Genomic DNA, 15,056 nt, shown 5'->3' on the forward strand with positions numbered 1-15,056 from the left:
TCGGCCGCCTGGATCCGGTGGGTGACTTCGGGGGCTCAGCGGCGCTGGGCGAGCCAGCCGAAGCCGCCCAGCCCGTTCGGGTCGATCAGCTCGGCCTCCTCCGAGGCGCGCGCCAGCGCCCGGAGATAGGCCCGCGGATCGCTGCGCGCGAGGTCCAGTGACGGGCGTGTCCCGGTGATGCCCAATGACCGCAACGCGGAGCGTTGTGTGGACAAGGTTGTGGATATCGCGCCGGCGCGCGCACCGGCCTCGGCGCACGCGTCGAGCGCGACGTGCGCGGTGATGTCGCAGGTGCCGTCGGGTGTGGCCGCCACGACGGCCCCGTCGCGGTACCCGGTCAGAGTGCCCAGAGCCGGACGGTTATCCACAGGGTGTGCATAATCCACCGCGACCGCGAGTCCGCCCGCGAGCCGTCCGATGACCGACGCCCAGGCCGTGTCGCGGGGATGGCCGATCTCGGCCCGGGAGCCCACGCAGGACAGCGGCCACCAACGGTCGAGCCATGCCCGGTCCTCGGGGCTCACGGGGTCGCCGAGCCGCTCCTCGCCGGTGCGGGTGTCGACCAGGACCAGCCGTGGCCCTTCCGCGGTCTGCTCGGCGACGTCCACCGGGACGTTGTCGAGCCACTCGTTGGCGATCGCCAGGCCGGTGATGACCGGCGGCGGCTCGGACGCCCAGGTGATCGTGAAAGGCAGCCCGAGTGGTCTGGGGGAGAGGTCGACGGCCGTGACGCGCAGCCGCCGGCGCAGCGACGGCCCGGCCGCCTCCAGCACGTGCCGCACGAGCATGCCCTCGCCGGCCCCGATGTCGACGAGGTCGAGGGTGTCCGGGCGGCCGAGTTCGGCGTCCACCTGGGTCAACAGCGCGAGGACCGCGTCGGCGAAGGCGGGGGTGGCGCTGACCGAGGTGCGGAAGTGGCCCGAAGGGCGCTCGCGGAGGTAGAAGCCGCCCTCGCCGTAGAGCGCGCGCTCCATCGCGGCGCGCCAGGTGAGCCACATGGGTGGACTATCTCATGATCCAGCGATGACACGTACCGTCATCGCGACACTACCGTTTGTCATCGTCTTGCGCTAATCTTTGCCGGACGCCGCCGCGGGCCCGGCGATCTCGATCACATCGCCGCGGGTCCACGGCGCGCCGCCGGGCGCGGCCGGCACGGAGGAGGGGTCGGACGCGCGTGGTGTCGCGGGGCGGCGCGGAGCTCGGGCGGCCAATGGCGGCCTGCCCGAGCTCCGGTTTCCCGGCCGGCCAGTCGGCGGATGGGCGGCCAGGAGCGCGCACCTCCAAGGGGCTCGCACACCGGCGCGGGCACCGGGTCGGGTCGGCGACCCGGCGCCCGTGACCGTGCGGGTGGACCCTCTCCTCATCTCTTCCGACAGGAGATACGCTCACATTTGCTTCCCTTGTCCCTTTTGTCGCTAACTCAACATGCAGCAAAACCCCGGTCACGTAGGCAGTGACGCCCGGCCGTTACGCTGGTCGGCAGGCCATCAGGTCGACAGGGGTGGGAACGCATGGACGCAGGCGATCGCCCGGCACGGCTGGCCGTGGGCGTGCTGGGAGCAGGCAAGGTGGGCTCCGCGCTCGGGGCGGCGCTGGCAGGGGCCGGACACCGGATCGTCGCCGCCAGCGGGGTCTCCGACGCCTCGCAGCGCTGGGCCGCCGAGCGGCTGGGCGTCACGCCCTCGCCGCCGGACGAGGTCGTCGCCGCCGGTGAGCTGATCCTGCTCACGGTGCCCGACGACACGCTGCCCGACCTGGTCGCCGGTCTCGCCCAGGCGGGCGTCGACCTGCGGGGCAAGCTGCTCGTCCACACCAGCGGCACGTACGGGCTGTCGGTGCTGGAGCCCGCGGCGCGGGCTGGGGCGCTGCCGCTCGCGCTGCACCCCGTGATGACGTTCACGGGCCGCGACGACGACCTCAACCGCATCACGGGCTGCTCGTTCGGTGTGACCGCCCCCGACGCGCTGCGGCCCATCGCCGAGGCGCTGGTGATCGAGATGGGCGGCGAGCCGGTCTGGATCGCCGACGCCGACCGCGCCCTCTACCACGCGGCCCTGGCCGGGGCCGCCAACCACATGGTCACGCTCATCGCCGAGTCGTCGGAGCTCCTCCGGCGCATCGGCGTCGAGCACCCGGGCAGGATGCTCGGGCCGCTGCTCGGGGCGGCTCTCGACAACGTGCTCCGGCTCGGCATCTCCGGCCTGACCGGGCCGGTCGTACGCGGCGACGCGGGCACCGTGCGCCGCCACGTCGACGCGCTCATCCTGGCGGCGCCCGAGGCCGCCGACGCCTACGTCGCGCTGGCCCGGCTGACCGCCGACCGCGCCCTCGCCGCCGGACTGCTGAAGCCCGAGGAGGCCGAGCGCCTGCTCGACGCGCTCGGAGGGAACATATGGACGTGACCGTCGCCGGTGACCGGCTCGACCTGGCCAAGGCCCGCGGCGAATGGCCCGCCGGCGAGCGCGTGGCCCTGGTGCCGACCATGGGCGCGCTGCACGAGGGGCACCGCTCGCTCATGCGGGAGGCGCGGGCGAGGGCCGACCGGGTCGTGGTCAGCATCTTCGTCAATCCCCTCCAGTTCGGGCCGGCCGAGGACTTCTCCCGCTATCCCCGTACGTTCGACGCCGACCTGGAGGTGTGCCGGGCCGAGGGCGTCGACGTGGTGTTCGCGCCGTCCGCCGAGGCCATGTACGGCCCCGACCGGCAGGTGAGCGTCTCCTCCGGGATGATGGGCGAGGTCGTCGAGGGCGCCAGCCGTCCCGGCCACTTCGACGGCGTGCTGACCGTCGTGCTGAAGCTGTTCAACCTCGTCCAGCCCGACGTCGCCGTCTTCGGGCAGAAGGACGCGCAGCAGCTCGCCCTGATCCGGCGCATGGTGCGCGACCTGGACGTGTCGGTCGAGATCGTCGGCGCGCCGACGGTCCGCGAGCCCGACGGGCTGGCCCTGTCGAGCCGCAACCGCTACCTTTCCGGCGGCGAGCGTGGCTCGGCGCTGGCCCTGTCCCGGTCGCTGCGGGCGGGGGCGGCCGAGAGCGCGCCGTCGCGGGTCCTCGCCGCGGCGCGGGCCGTGCTCGACGCGGCGGCCTCCGAGATCTCGCTCGACTACGTCGTGCTGGTCGACCCGGCCACGTTCACCCCCGTGGACGAGGCGTACACCGGTGAGGCCGTGCTCGCCGTCGCCGCGAGGGTCGGAAACACCCGCCTGATCGACAACATGATTCTCACGCTGGGCCCTCTTGAGGATCAGATCATCGACTCGTAGCGTCATGGGATGACCGACGACGAGCTACGGGACGAGCTTCTCCGCCGGCTGCGCGTCGACCGGGAGGTCCGCGACCCCGTCCACGCCTCCGAGCCCGGCTGGGCCGACCGGTGGGCCGCCGTGGACGAGGACAACACGGTGTGGCTGATGTCCGTGGTCAGCAGCCAGGGCTGGCCGCTGCTCTCCCAGGTGGGGGAGGACGCCGCGCGGGCGGCCTGGCTCCTCGCCCAGCACGCCGACGCCGCCCCCGAGCTGCAGCGCCACTTCCGCGCCGCCATGGCGGACGCCGCCGCGCACGGCGAGGCCCGCGCCCGGCACCTGGCCAGCCTGGAGGACCGGGTACGGGTCAACGCGCTCCGCCGGCGGCCCTGACCGTCACGGGATCCCGGGGGCCGCGCATCGCCGTCGAGGCGTTATCGTCATTCTGACGAAATCGCCCAGCGCGAGGAGATCCCATGAGTACCCCGTCGATCCCCCTGCGGCTCACGGCGCCGGCTCCAGGTTGGGAGGTCGAGGCGGACGTGGTCGTCGTCGGTTCCGGCGTCGCCGGCCTCACCGTGGCACTGCGCCATGCGGAGCTCGACCCGGCCGCCAAGGTCCTCGTCGTCACCAAGGACGTCCTGTCCTCCGGCTCCACCCGCTGGGCGCAGGGCGGTATCGCGGCCGTGCTCGACCCCGCCGACACCCCGGAGGAGCACCTGAGCGACACCCTCGTCGCCGGCGTCGGCCTGTGCGACGGCGAGGCCGTCCGGACGCTGGTGACCGAGGGCCCCGGCGCGGTGCGGCGGCTGATGGAGCGTGGCGCGCGCTTCGACCGGACCCCGGACGGCGGGCTCCAGCTCGGCCGCGAGGGCGGCCACCGGCGCGACCGCATCGTCCACGCCGGCGGCGACGCCACCGGGGCCGAGGTGCAGCGGGCCCTGGCCGAGGCGGTCCGCGCCTCCTCCTCGATCGAGGTCATCGAGCACGCCCTGGTCCTCGACCTGCTCAAGGACGCGGCGGGCCGGGCGGCCGGCGTGACGCTGCACGTCATGGGCGAGGGCGCACGCGACGGGGTGGGCGCGGTGCGGGCCGGCGCCGTGGTGCTCGCCACCGGCGGCATGGGACAGGTGTACGCGGCCACGACCAACCCCGCCGTCTCCACGGGCGACGGCGTGGCGCTCGCGCTGCGGGCCGGCGCCGTGGTGCGCGACCTGGAGTTCGTCCAGTTCCACCCCACGGTGCTCTGGCTCGGCGAGGACTCCACGGGCCAGCAGCCGCTCGTCTCCGAGGCGGTACGCGGGGAGGGGGCCTTCCTGGTGGACGACGAGGGCAACGCGTTCATGCGGGGCGTCCACGAGCTGGCCGACCTGGCGCCGCGCGACGTGGTCGCCAAGGCCATCACCCGGACGATGCACGAGACGGGCCGCGACCACGTGTACCTGGACGGCCGCCACTTCGGCGCCGACAAGTGGGCCACGCGCTTCCCCACCATCCTCGCGGCCTGCCGCGAGCACGGCATCGACCCGGTCACCGAGCCGATCCCCGTCGCCCCGGCCGCGCACTACGCCAGCGGCGGCGTCCGCACGGACCTGTCCGGCCGTACGACCATCGAGGGGTTGTACGCGTGCGGCGAGGTGGCCTGCACGGGCGTCCACGGCGCGAACCGGCTGGCCTCCAACTCGCTGCTGGAGGGCCTGGTGTTCGCCGAGCGGATCGCCGAGGACATCCACGCGACGGCCGCCGCCCGCCGGACCCGCGCCACCCCGCCGGCCGCGTCCCCGATCGCCTTCCCGGCCGCGGACACGGGCACGGTGGCGTCCCCGGCCGGGGACGAGGTGCCGTCCGGGCTGGTGGACCCCCGGGTGCGGGCGCGGATCCAGGCGCACATGAGCCGCGGCTCCGGCGTCCTGCGGGAGCGCGAGTCCCTGGCGGTCACGGCCGGGGCGCTGCGCGACGCCCGCTGGACCCCGGTCCAGGTGCTGCCCTGCACCGAGTCCTGGGAGGCGACGAACCTGCTCACGGTCGCGACCGTGCTCACCGCCGCGGCCGCCGCCCGGCTGGAGACACGTGGATCCCACTGGCGCGAGGACTTCCCCGAGCGCGACGACGACGAATGGCTGGGCCACCTGGACGTGACCCTGACCGAGGAGGGCCTGAGGATGACCTACATCCCGCACGCCGGCGGGCTGCCGCCGCGCCTGGCGCAGGAGCTGGCCGCCGCCGGGCTCGACCCCGACGAGGTGGACGCGCTGGTCGGCCGGGCGCTCGCCGAGGACCTCCAGGAGGCCGGCGACGTGACGAGCCTGGCCACCATCCCGGCGGACGCCGGTGCCGTCGCCGACGTGGTGGCCCGCGCCGACGGCGTCGTGGCCGGCCTGGCCGCCGCCGAGGCCGTGTTCGCCCGGCTGGGCGCCACCCGTACGGAACGTCGGGCCAAGGACGGCGAGCGGGTGCGGCGGGGCGACGTGCTGATGACCGTGGAGGGCCCGGCGCGGGGCCTGCTGACGGCCGAGCGCACCGCGCTGAACCTGCTCACCCACCTGTCCGGGATCGCCACGCTCACCGCCCGGTGGGTCGAGGCGGTCAGCGGCACCCGGGCGCGCGTGCGCGACAGCCGCAAGACGCTGCCGGGCCTGCGGGCGCTGGAGAAGTACGCGGTGCGCTGCGGCGGAGGCGTCAACCACCGGATGTCCCTGTCGGACGCGGCCCTGATCAAGGACAACCACGTGGTGGCCGCGGGTGGCGTGGCCGAGGCGTTCCGCGCGGTCCGCGAGCGGTACCCGGACCTGCCGATCGAGGTGGAGGTGGACCGCCTGGACCAGATCGAGCCCGTGCTCCGGGAGGGCGCCCAGGAGATCCTGCTCGACAACTTCAGTGTCGAAAAGATCGCCAAAGCCGTACAAATAGTTCAAAATCAGACGAGCGCGAATCCGACGGGAGAGAGCACGCAGGTGAAGCTGGAAGCGAGCGGCGGCCTGACGTTGGAATCGGCGCGGCATGTGGCCGAAACTGGCGTGGACTACCTTGCGGTGGGAGCGCTCACCCATTCGGCGCCGGCCCTGGACATCGCACTGGACCTACGGGGGTAAACGGATGCTGCTCACGATCGACGTCGGCAACACGCACACGGTGCTCGGTCTGTTCGAGGGTGAGGACGTGATCGAGCACTGGCGGCTCGCCACCGACGCGCGCCGCACCGCCGACGAGATCGCGGTCGTCCTGCAGGGGCTGCTCGCCCAGTCGCCCCTGCTCAAGGGCGCCGACATCAGCGGCATCGCGATCTGCTCCACGGTCCCCAGCGTGCTCAACGAGATGCGCGAGATGTGCCGGCGCTACTACGGCGACGTGACGGCCGTGATCGTGGAGCCGGGGGTGCGCACGGGCGTGCCGGTGCGCATGGACAACCCCAAGGAGGTCGGCAGCGACCGCATCGTCAACGCGCTCGCAGCCATCGACCAGTACGGCGGCCCGTGCATCATCGTCGACTTCGGCACCGCGACCTCGTTCGACGCGGTGTCGGCCAAGGGTGAGTACGTCGGGGCCGTCACCGCGCCCGGCATCGAGATCTCCGTCGACGCGCTGGCGGCGGCCGGCGCCCAGCTCCACAAGGTCGAGCTGGTCCGCCCCCGCTCGGTCATCGCCAAGAACACCGTCGAGGCGCTCCAGGCGGGCATCATCTACGGCTTCGCGGGCCAGGTCGACGGCATCGTCGAGCGGATGGTGGCCGAGCTGGCCGACGACCCCGACGACGTGACCGTGGTCGCCACCGGCGGGCACGCGGCGCTCGTGGTCAGCGAGTCGCGCTCCATCGACGTGCACGAGCCGTGGCTGACGCTCATCGGCCTGCGGCTCATCTACAACCGCAACACCGCCTGACCCCAGGCCGCGGCCTCTGACGCGAACAAGCGGCCCCCCGCTCGGGAAGGGGGCCGCTTGAGCAGGTGAGCGCCGGCGCGGGCTACTCGTTCTCGGCGGTGTAGATGTACTCCCAGCGGCTGCACTTGGTCGGGTACGAGCGGTGCTGGTCGACCTGGCAGACCTTCACCCGCACGCCGGAGGAGTCCTCCGTGTGGAAGCCGAACCGCTTGAAGCCGGGGAAGCCGCAGTACTTCTTGCTGTAGACCGGCGACCAGTCGTGGTCGAAGTCGCTGGACTCGAACTTCACGTACGCGCACTTGCCGCCCTCGTCGTAGTCGCGGTCGTCCAGGTCGAAGAGCCGGCCCCTGACGTCGACGGTGTTGGACTCCTGGTCCTCGTCCCACTCGACGTTGATCCAGCCGTCGGCCTTGGCGAGGTGGTTGCGCGAGAACACCGGGCCCCAGGAGTCGCGGTCGTAGTGCGCCGAGGAGGCGGTGGTGGCGCTCGCCGCCGTCGGCAGCGACAGCGCGAGGGCGGTGGTCGCCGCGACAGCCAGGACGCCGGTCGCGATCTGCTTGATCATGATGTCTCCCTGAGCTCTCTCTCCCCGGGCCGGCTCCTTGCCAGGTCCCCCCTGAGCTCTTGGGTCATGGGTAACGCGGAGGTCTTGCAGAGGCGTTGCAGTGGAACTGCAACGAACCGACGAGCCCTTGCAGTTCGCCATATCCCCTACTCTTTGATGCTGTGAGCGACGAACTTCCCGAGCAGATGCGCATCCGGAGGGAGAAGCTCGACCGCCTTCGCAGCGAAGGCGTCGACCCCTACCCGGTGAGCTTCCCGCGCACGGCGACCAACGCCGAGGTCAGGGCAAGACACGAGGGCCTGGAGCCCGACACCGCGACCGGTGAGCAGGTCGCGGTCGCGGGCCGCGTCATGCTCAACCGGATCGGCGGGAAACTCTGCTTCGCCACGCTCCGCGACGGCTCCGGCGACCTCCAGGTGATGATCTCCCTGGACCGCGTCGGCGAGGAGTCGCTGGCCGGCTGGAAGCGCGACGTCGACCTGGGCGACCACGTGGGCGTCATCGGCGAGGTGATCACCTCCCGCCGCGGCGAGCTGTCGATCATGGTCGAGAGCTGGCAGATCACCTCCAAGTGCCTGCGCCCGCTGCCGGAGAAGCACATCGGCCTCACCGACCCGGAGGCGCGGGTCCGCCAGCGCTACGTCGACCTCATCGTCAACGACGAGGCGCGCGAGATGGCCCGCATCCGCAGCGCCACCGTGCGCGCGGTGCGCGACTTCTGGCACGAGGAGGGCTACCTCGAGGTCGAGACGCCCATGCTCCAGCCGATCCACGGCGGTGCGACGGCCCGGCCGTTCAAGACCCACATCAACGCCTACGACATGGAGCTCTACCTCCGCATCGCGATCGAGCTCTACCTCAAGCGGCTCGTCGTCGGCGGCATCGAGAAGGTCTTCGAGGTCAACCGCAACTTCCGCAACGAGGGCGCCGACTCGACGCACAACCCCGAGTTCACCATGCTCGAGGCGTACGGCACCTACCTCGACTACAACGACATGGCCGACCTGACCCAGCGGATGTACCAGAAGGCCGTGGTCGCGGCGCTGGGCACCTCGGTGGTCGTGCACGACGGCGTCGAGATCGACCTCGGCATCCCCGAGTGGCCCCGCATCACCCTGTACGGCGCCGTGTCGGAGGCGGTGGGTGAGGAGATCACCACCGAGACGCCGATCGAGCGCCTGCGCGAGCTGGCCGGCAAGCACGACGTCCCCTGCGACGCCAAGTGGGGGCCGGGCAAGCTGGTCCAGGAGCTGTTCGAGGCGCTGGTGGAGCACACCCTCATCCAGCCGACGTTCGTCATGGACTACCCGCTGGAGACCTCGCCGCTGACCCGTCAGCACCGCGACAACCCGCTGCTGACCGAGAAGTGGGACCTCATCGGGTTCGGCACCGAGCTGGGCACCGCCTACTCCGAGCTCATCGACCCGATCGAGCAGCGCCGCCGCCTGGTCGAGCAGTCGCTGCTGGCCGCGGGCGGCGACCCGGAGGCCATGCAGGTCGACGAGGACTTCCTGCAGGCCCTGGAGTACGCGATGCCGCCGACCGGCGGCATGGGGGCCGGCATCGACCGGATGATCATGGCCTTCACCGGCAAGAACATCCGCGAGACCATCCTCTTCCCGCTGGTCAAGCCCACCCGCTGACGGCTCCCCGTCATCCCGCCGCCCGGGGCGGCGGGATGACGCGCCGGACGGCCGTGTCGAAGCGGCGGCGGAAAGGCGGCCGGAGTACGGGTCGCGCGCAATTGCGGGATCGTGCCGGACGAAATGCGGCGCACGGCGACCGCGTCAGGAACCGTTGTGAGGGCCTGTAAGGGCCGCTGTGATCGCACAGCCCGCCCCCAAGTGCCGACATCCGCCGAGTCCCCCACATACGACGGATCAAGTCAATGGCAGCCGTCAAGTGCCACGGTTATCGCGCTTGACGGCCTTTCCCGTATGCGTTTACCGTCTGCGGAGCGAACAGCTTTGCACGGGCCGACGACGACTCCGGACTGCTGTTGGGGGGAGGGCTCCCGATGGATGTGCTCACCGATCAGGTTGAGCTTAGCCACGCCGATCTAGCCTTGCTGGCGGAGCTTGCCAAGGGAGTCACCGTCGATCGGGTGGGCAGGCGCCTCGACATCAGCGGGCGCACCGTACGCCGCCGGCTGCGCGGCATCTGCGACCGCATCGGGGTCGCCACGGCCATCGAGGCCGTGGCGTGGGCCGCCCGCCGCCAGCTCATCTGACCGCCCTGCGCCTCGCGCTCAGTTGGCGACGCGGACGGCGCCCACGAACGGCCGGTTGGCCAGCGACGCCACCCTGACGACGTCGCCCGTGCGCGGCGCGTGGACCATCATGTTGCCGCCGATGTAGATGCCGACGTGGTGCAGGTCGCTGTAGAAGAAGACCAGGTCGCCGGGCCGCAGCTCCTCCCTGGAGATGTGCCGGCCGGCGGTCCACTGGCTGCCGGTGTAGTGGGGCAGCGAGATGCCGACCCGCTGGTAGGCGGCCATGACCAGGCCCGAGCAGTCGTACGAGCCCGGCCCCTCGGCGCCCCACACGTACGGCTTGAGCTGCTGCGTGAGGGCCCACCTGGCCGCCTCGGCGGCCTTGCCCGCGCCCGCGATCGGCAGGGCGACGCGCTGGGCGCGCGTGCCGGGACGGCCCGCCTCGCCGATCGCCCGCCTGAACAGGTTGCTCTCCACCTTGGCCACCAGCTTGACGATCTTGTCCCGCTTGGTGTCGAGGTCGTCGACGAGCTTCTCGACCTCGTCGATGTGGGCCTTGGCCTCGTCCTTGGCCTGCCTGGCCTGCTCCATGGCCTTGACGACCTGGTTGACCTCCTGGCCCGCCTCCTGCTCCAGCGCGTAGCTGGTGGCGGCCCGGTCGAGGAAGCCGTCGGGGTCCTCGGCGCCCAGCATGGTGAAGGCGTGGCCGAGGCCGCCCGTCATGTACTCCTGCTGAGCCAGCTGCCGGGTCCTGGCGCGCTTGGCGGAGAGGTCGGCCTCACTGGTGGCCAGCACCTTCTTGGCCTGCTCGGCCGACTTGCGGGCGCTCTTCAGCTTCTCGCGCTGGCCGTTGTACTGCTCGCTGAGGGTCTCGATCTGGGTGTGCATCGCTTCGACCCGCTTGGACAGCTCCTCCAGGGAGGGCTCGGGGTCGGCGGTGGCGGCTCCGGACGGGATCACGAAGCTGAGCGCCACCACGGCGGCGCTCAGGACGGCGAAACGGCGCAGGAGCGCCTGTTTCGGGGGGCGGGCATGCCGGCCCGCCCTCGTCCTTCCGCGACCGCGCGTACGCTTCACCGACCAGCTCCTCTCATCGACGCCTACCGGGTTAGCTGACGGGTTCGGGCCGGAGCAGCCCTACCGAGCGTGTGCTCGGATTCACCCCATGTGGTGGCATTCGTGAGCTCGCCACCGGCGGGTCCCCGGTTCCCCGTACGGGGATTGGGCGCGTCCCACGCGGGGGTCGCGCGGGTGACATCGTCGCTGGACATTAGTGCACCTCGGGTTCCTGCTCAACCAGAACTGCCAAGTCTGTAGAGGTATCGCTACCGAAGGGTCACTAGGTGACAAGGGGTCCCCTGCTGCCTGTCCGACTTTATGTCTACTTTGCCATGGGTTGGGACGCGCGTTGCCTGGACGGAAGAGGCTGGAGTGACATGTCGGATGCCGGAGGCGGAGAGGATTTTGGTACGAGCCGTAATGGGATCTGTACTCTGGATGCCCATGGAACAGGTCGCCGAAGTCACCGTGTCTGACACCGACATCGTGGTGCGTCGCGCCCGCACGTCGGATGTCAGGACGATCAGGCGCCTGGTCGACACCTATGCCGGTGCCGGTCCACGTCTCCTGGAGAAGGCCACCGTCACCCTGTACGAGGACGTGCAGGAGTTCTGGGTCGCCGAGCGAGGCGGCGCCGTCGTCGGCTGCGGCGCCCTCCACGTGCTCTGGGAGGACCTGGCCGAGATCAGGACGGTCGCCGTGGACCCCGCCTTCCGTGGGCTGGGCATCGGCCACCGGATCGTCTCCGCGCTGATCCGCACCGCGAGGGAGCTCGGGCTCAGCCGGGTGTTCTGCCTGACCTTCGAGGTCGACTTCTTCGCCCGTCACGGGTTCCGGCGGATCCAGGGCACCCCGGTCTCCCCGGAGGTCTACGCCGAGCTTCTGGCCTCGTACGACGAGGGCGTGGCGGAGTTCCTCGACCTCGAGCACGTCAAGCCCAACACCCTGGGCAACACCCGCATGCTGCTCCATCTGACATCCGGTGACGCCGACCTTGACCAACGAGAAAGGTGATTGTTGATACCTATGTCGATACGTTGGGCAGCACAGGCATGTGTCCTGACATGTGCTACATGCACTCTCGAAGCGAGGTGACACGGTGAGCACCGGACAGCCGCCGTATCCACAGGACGAATCCGGCGAGCACGCTGCCGGGACTCCCCAGTACGGACAACCCCCGAACCGCCCCCACGGTGAGGCCGATCCCGACGCGACGGTCGTGGGCTACCGCGCCGAGGACTACGGTCAGCCGGGCTACGGCCAGCCGCAGTACGGGCAGCAGCCCGGCTACGGTCAGCAGGGCCAGTCGCAGCCCGGCTACGGCCAGCAGCCCCAGCAGGGCTACGGTCAGGGCCAGCAGCAGTACGGCCAGCAGGGCTACGGTCAGCAGGGCCAGCCGCAGTACGAGCAGCAGGGCTACGGCCAGCAGGGCCAGTCGCAGCCCGGCTACGGCCAGCCCCAGCAGGGCTACGGCCAGGGCCAGCAGCAGTACGGGCAGCAGCAGCAGTACGGGCAGCCCGGCGGCCAGCAGCAGTACGGGCAGAACGCCGCGTACGGCCAGCAGCCGCCCTCCCAGCCCGACTACGGCCGGCAGCCGCCCTCCCAGCCGGAGTACGGCCAGCAGGGCTACGGCCAGCAGCCCCCCTCGGGCCAGCAGTACGGCCAGCAGCCTCCCTCAGGCCAGCAGTACGGCCAGCCCGGCTACGCGCCCCCGCCCCAGCAGGGCTACGGCCAGCAGCAGTACGGGCAGCAGCCGCCCTCCCAGCCCGGCTACGGCCAGCCCCAGCAGGGCTACGGCCAGGGGCAGCAGCAGTACGGCCAGCAGGGCTACGGTCAGCAGGGCCAGTCGCAGCCCGGCTACGGCCAGCCGCAGCAGGACTACGGCCAGGGTCAGTACGGCCAGCCCCAGCAGGGCTACGGCCCGGCGCAGTACGGCCAAGGCCAGCAGTACGGTCAGCAGTACGGCCAGCCCTTCGGCCAGCCGGTCGGCCTGCAGCCGCCGGGCGCCCCGGCTCCGCTCGCCGAGTGGTGGCAGCGGCTGGTGGCCCGGGTCATCGACGGGGTGATCTTCGGTGTGGTGAGCCTGATCATCTCGGGCCTCTTCACGGCGATCTTCCTGTCCAGCTTCGACTGGTCCTCCGGGACGTCGTCGGGCTTCATGAGCGGGACGATGCTCACGATCCTGATCGGCCTCGTGCTGACCGCCATCTACGTCGGCTACGAGTTCCTCATGACCAAGATGAGGGGCCAGACGCTCGGCAAGATGGTCATGGGCATCAAGATCGCTCCGGTCGGCGGCCCCGTGCCGGTGGCCGGCCTGCCCTCGGATGTCGCGATCAAGCGGGCCGGCGTCACGTGGGGCGGTTACGTCCTGACCGCGCTCCCGATCTTCCTCTCGACGACCCTCGGCGGGCTGCTGGTGGCCGTGAACGGCGCCTCGCAGCTCTGGGACAAGCCGCTGCAGCAGACGTTCGCCGACAAGGTGAGCGGCACCGTGGTGGTCAAGATCAAGTAATCCGCGCACCCGAAGCAGAGGCCGGCTCCCCGCCGGCCTCTGTTTTGTACCCGGACCGTGTCAATATGAAGGCCACTGGTCCGGTGCCGAGCCGAGGTGCGTTATGGAGGCGACGCGGACGGGCGTGAGACCCGCTGAATGGTGGGAACGCCTTGCCGCGCGGCTCATTGAGGGTCTTGCCTTCGGGGTGTTCTATTACATTCTGTTCATCGCCCTATGGGTGTCCTTCCGGACTGTCGGGGCGCCCGACTTGTCGGCCGGTCGCTTGGCCGGGGCGGTGACCTGGTTCACGGCGGGCCTGGCATATACCGCCTATGAGTGGGAGGCCCTTTGTGGCGCCGGCTGCACGTTCGGCAAAGTGATCATGAAGATTCGGGTGACGCCGCGTGATCTTCCTCGGCGCGCTCTGCTGAAACGTGCCCTGCTGTATCCCGGGCCTGTCATGCTGTTGGGCATTCCGCTGGTCAATCTGGTGGCCGGAATCTTCGTCTTCACCGTGGGGATGCTCATCTTGATCGACAGGCCGGCGCAGCGCGGGCCGCATGACCGGTTGGCCGGAACGAAGGTGGTCAAAGATCTTCGCTGAGGTGGGTGTACCTGCGGCGATGTCTTTCAGCAAAAATTTCGCTTGATCCGGTAAGGAGCCTGGAGAGACTGGCATTAGGCTATGGGGCAACCAGGGCGGCCCAAGTCGCCGGCCCGGTCAGGCGCGGAGCGCTCACGTGCCGCCATGGTCCGGAGCGGATGCCTGTGACCCCGAGCGGCATGAGCCCCGCTCATGCTCCCCGCGCCCCGTCGTGCATAAAGGGAGTCCCCTGAAACCCCGTCCGCTGTGGAGGCGAGGACGAATGCAAGCCGTTACGGACGTATTGTCGGCGCTCATCCCCCCGGTGGTGGTCGGCGGCGCCTTCATCTTTGGCGTGGTGAAGTTGTGGCGGTCGGAGGCCGCCGGGCGCAGGTCAAACCGGCAGGATGAGGCCGAGAACCGCAACTGATCGGCACTGAGCGGTCAGTCAGCCGATTCGCGGCGCCGCTGAATTGTCTCCGCGCCTTTCCGGGTATATGTTTGGGCCAGCGAATGAAACAATGCTCCGGGAAAGGATTGCGTAGATGGCCAAGCAGATCCAGGAGATTCTCATCGATGACCTCGATGGGGGCGAGGCCAATGAGACGGTCAGCTTCGCCATTGACGGCTCCTCCTATGAGATTGACCTCAGCGACCTTAACGCCAAGAAGCTGCGGGACGCCCTCACGCCTTTCGTCCAGCACGCACGCCGGGCAGGCGCCGTGTCGACGCGGCGGCGCGGGCGCGGCAGCCAGCGGGCGATGAGCCGCGAGAAGAGCTCGGAGATCCGTCAGTGGGCGAAGGCTCATGGCCTGCCGGTCAGCGAGCGTGGCCGCATCGCCTCCACCGTCGTCGAGAAGTACGAAGCCGCCCACTGAGCGACTGCGGACCATGCGCTTATGGCGCTCGCCTAGGACCCCGGCGAACGCCATAAGCGCATGATCATTTTTATGCCTCTCAAATGCTGGACAGCCCGCGTGCTTATTGATCTTGGTTTCGTCGCATGAGCGGGTATTT

Annotated in this window: 14 protein-coding genes and 1 riboswitch; of the genes, 11 read left to right on the forward strand and 3 right to left on the reverse strand. The window is 70.6% G+C overall.

Annotated features, from left to right (window positions below):
* Nucleotides 1–35: 35 nt before the first annotated feature.
* Nucleotides 36–998 carry an SAM-dependent methyltransferase gene (locus AB0H81_RS03480; protein ID WP_358368610.1) on the reverse strand — a complete coding sequence of 321 codons (963 nt, stop codon included), beginning with the start codon at nucleotides 996–998 and terminating at the stop codon, nucleotides 36–38.
* A 516-nt stretch (nucleotides 999–1,514) separates the two neighbouring features.
* Between AB0H81_RS03480 and AB0H81_RS03485 the strand changes: the two genes are divergently transcribed.
* The 5 genes from AB0H81_RS03485 to AB0H81_RS03505 all read left to right on the forward strand — a co-directional run bounded on the left by AB0H81_RS03485 (nucleotide 1,515) and on the right by AB0H81_RS03505 (nucleotide 7,123).
* A complete protein-coding gene (locus AB0H81_RS03485; RefSeq protein ID WP_358368613.1) occupies nucleotides 1,515–2,405 on the forward strand; it encodes a DUF2520 domain-containing protein in 891 nt (296 codons plus the stop codon).
* On the forward strand, nucleotides 2,396–3,265 hold the full coding sequence (gene panC, locus AB0H81_RS03490; RefSeq protein ID WP_358368616.1) for a pantoate--beta-alanine ligase: 870 nt from the start codon (nucleotides 2,396–2,398) through the stop codon (nucleotides 3,263–3,265). The genes AB0H81_RS03485 and panC overlap by 10 nt, the downstream gene beginning before the upstream one ends.
* A gap of 9 nt (nucleotides 3,266–3,274) precedes the next feature.
* Nucleotides 3,275–3,637 carry a hypothetical protein gene (locus tag AB0H81_RS03495; RefSeq protein ID WP_358368619.1) on the forward strand — a complete coding sequence of 121 codons (363 nt, stop codon included), beginning with the start codon at nucleotides 3,275–3,277 and terminating at the stop codon, nucleotides 3,635–3,637.
* Between the two features lie 83 nt (nucleotides 3,638–3,720).
* Nucleotides 3,721–6,336: an L-aspartate oxidase gene (locus AB0H81_RS03500; protein ID WP_358368622.1), complete on the forward strand. Its 2,616-nt coding sequence runs from the start codon at nucleotides 3,721–3,723 to the stop codon at nucleotides 6,334–6,336.
* 4 nt (nucleotides 6,337–6,340) lie between these two features.
* Nucleotides 6,341–7,123, forward strand: a complete 783-nt coding sequence (locus AB0H81_RS03505; protein WP_358368625.1) for a type III pantothenate kinase — start codon at nucleotides 6,341–6,343, stop codon at nucleotides 7,121–7,123.
* An 82-nt stretch (nucleotides 7,124–7,205) separates the two neighbouring features.
* Here AB0H81_RS03505 and AB0H81_RS03510 read toward each other — a convergent pair whose 3' ends face one another.
* On the reverse strand, nucleotides 7,206–7,688 hold the full coding sequence (locus AB0H81_RS03510; protein ID WP_358368627.1) for a hypothetical protein: 483 nt from the start codon (nucleotides 7,686–7,688) through the stop codon (nucleotides 7,206–7,208).
* 161 nt (nucleotides 7,689–7,849) lie between these two features.
* Between AB0H81_RS03510 and lysX the strand changes: the two genes are divergently transcribed.
* Both lysX and AB0H81_RS03520 read left to right on the forward strand, forming a co-directional pair.
* Nucleotides 7,850–9,331, forward strand: coding sequence for a bifunctional lysylphosphatidylglycerol synthetase/lysine--tRNA ligase LysX (gene lysX, locus AB0H81_RS03515; RefSeq protein ID WP_358368629.1), 1,482 nt, complete (start codon nucleotides 7,850–7,852; stop codon nucleotides 9,329–9,331).
* Between the two features lie 374 nt (nucleotides 9,332–9,705).
* On the forward strand, nucleotides 9,706–9,918 hold the full coding sequence (locus AB0H81_RS03520; protein ID WP_175603236.1) for a LuxR C-terminal-related transcriptional regulator: 213 nt from the start codon (nucleotides 9,706–9,708) through the stop codon (nucleotides 9,916–9,918).
* 18 nt (nucleotides 9,919–9,936) lie between these two features.
* Here the strand turns inward: AB0H81_RS03520 and AB0H81_RS03525 are convergent, their stop codons facing one another.
* A complete protein-coding gene (locus AB0H81_RS03525; RefSeq protein WP_358368633.1) occupies nucleotides 9,937–10,977 on the reverse strand; it encodes an NlpC/P60 family protein in 1,041 nt (346 codons plus the stop codon).
* A gap of 5 nt (nucleotides 10,978–10,982) precedes the next feature.
* Nucleotides 10,983–11,138, reverse strand: a riboswitch (cyclic di-AMP (ydaO/yuaA leader).
* Nucleotides 11,139–11,403: 265 nt separating this feature from the next.
* Here AB0H81_RS03525 and AB0H81_RS03530 point away from each other — a divergent pair.
* The 4 genes from AB0H81_RS03530 (at nucleotide 11,404) to AB0H81_RS03545 (ending at nucleotide 14,917) form a co-directional block, all read left to right on the forward strand.
* Nucleotides 11,404–11,973 carry an amino-acid N-acetyltransferase gene (locus AB0H81_RS03530; protein WP_358368635.1) on the forward strand — a complete coding sequence of 190 codons (570 nt, stop codon included), beginning with the start codon at nucleotides 11,404–11,406 and terminating at the stop codon, nucleotides 11,971–11,973.
* Between the two features lie 85 nt (nucleotides 11,974–12,058).
* Complete coding sequence (locus AB0H81_RS03535) at nucleotides 12,059–13,474, forward strand: RDD family protein (RefSeq protein WP_358368637.1); 1,416 nt, start codon at nucleotides 12,059–12,061, stop codon at nucleotides 13,472–13,474.
* 103 nt (nucleotides 13,475–13,577) lie between these two features.
* A complete protein-coding gene (locus AB0H81_RS03540; protein ID WP_358368639.1) occupies nucleotides 13,578–14,060 on the forward strand; it encodes an RDD family protein in 483 nt (160 codons plus the stop codon).
* A 524-nt stretch (nucleotides 14,061–14,584) separates the two neighbouring features.
* Nucleotides 14,585–14,917 (forward strand): Lsr2 family protein, encoded by a 333-nt coding sequence (locus AB0H81_RS03545; protein WP_358368642.1) that lies wholly within the window; start codon nucleotides 14,585–14,587, stop codon nucleotides 14,915–14,917.
* Nucleotides 14,918–15,056 lie beyond the last annotated feature (139 nt).

The organism is Nonomuraea sp. NPDC050691 (assembly GCF_040654455.1).
Taxonomy (GTDB): domain Bacteria; phylum Actinomycetota; class Actinomycetes; order Streptosporangiales; family Streptosporangiaceae; genus Nonomuraea.

Excerpts from the sequence above, each read along its gene's own strand:
- AB0H81_RS03480 (WP_358368610.1), bottom strand. The coding sequence starts at position 998 with ATGTGGCTCACCTGGCGCGCCGCGATGGAGCGCGCGCTCTACGGCGAG.
- AB0H81_RS03485 (WP_358368613.1), top strand. The coding sequence starts at position 1,515 with ATGGACGCAGGCGATCGCCCGGCACGGCTGGCCGTGGGCGTGCTGGGA.
- panC (WP_358368616.1), top strand. The coding sequence starts at position 2,396 with ATGGACGTGACCGTCGCCGGTGACCGGCTCGACCTGGCCAAGGCCCGC.
- AB0H81_RS03495 (WP_358368619.1), top strand. The coding sequence starts at position 3,275 with ATGACCGACGACGAGCTACGGGACGAGCTTCTCCGCCGGCTGCGCGTC.
- AB0H81_RS03500 (WP_358368622.1), top strand. The coding sequence starts at position 3,721 with ATGAGTACCCCGTCGATCCCCCTGCGGCTCACGGCGCCGGCTCCAGGT.
- AB0H81_RS03505 (WP_358368625.1), top strand. The coding sequence starts at position 6,341 with ATGCTGCTCACGATCGACGTCGGCAACACGCACACGGTGCTCGGTCTG.
- AB0H81_RS03510 (WP_358368627.1), bottom strand. The coding sequence starts at position 7,688 with ATGATCAAGCAGATCGCGACCGGCGTCCTGGCTGTCGCGGCGACCACC.
- AB0H81_RS03520 (WP_175603236.1), top strand. The coding sequence starts at position 9,706 with ATGGATGTGCTCACCGATCAGGTTGAGCTTAGCCACGCCGATCTAGCC.
- AB0H81_RS03530 (WP_358368635.1), top strand. The coding sequence starts at position 11,404 with ATGGAACAGGTCGCCGAAGTCACCGTGTCTGACACCGACATCGTGGTG.
- AB0H81_RS03540 (WP_358368639.1), top strand. The coding sequence starts at position 13,578 with ATGGAGGCGACGCGGACGGGCGTGAGACCCGCTGAATGGTGGGAACGC.
- AB0H81_RS03545 (WP_358368642.1), top strand. The coding sequence starts at position 14,585 with ATGGCCAAGCAGATCCAGGAGATTCTCATCGATGACCTCGATGGGGGC.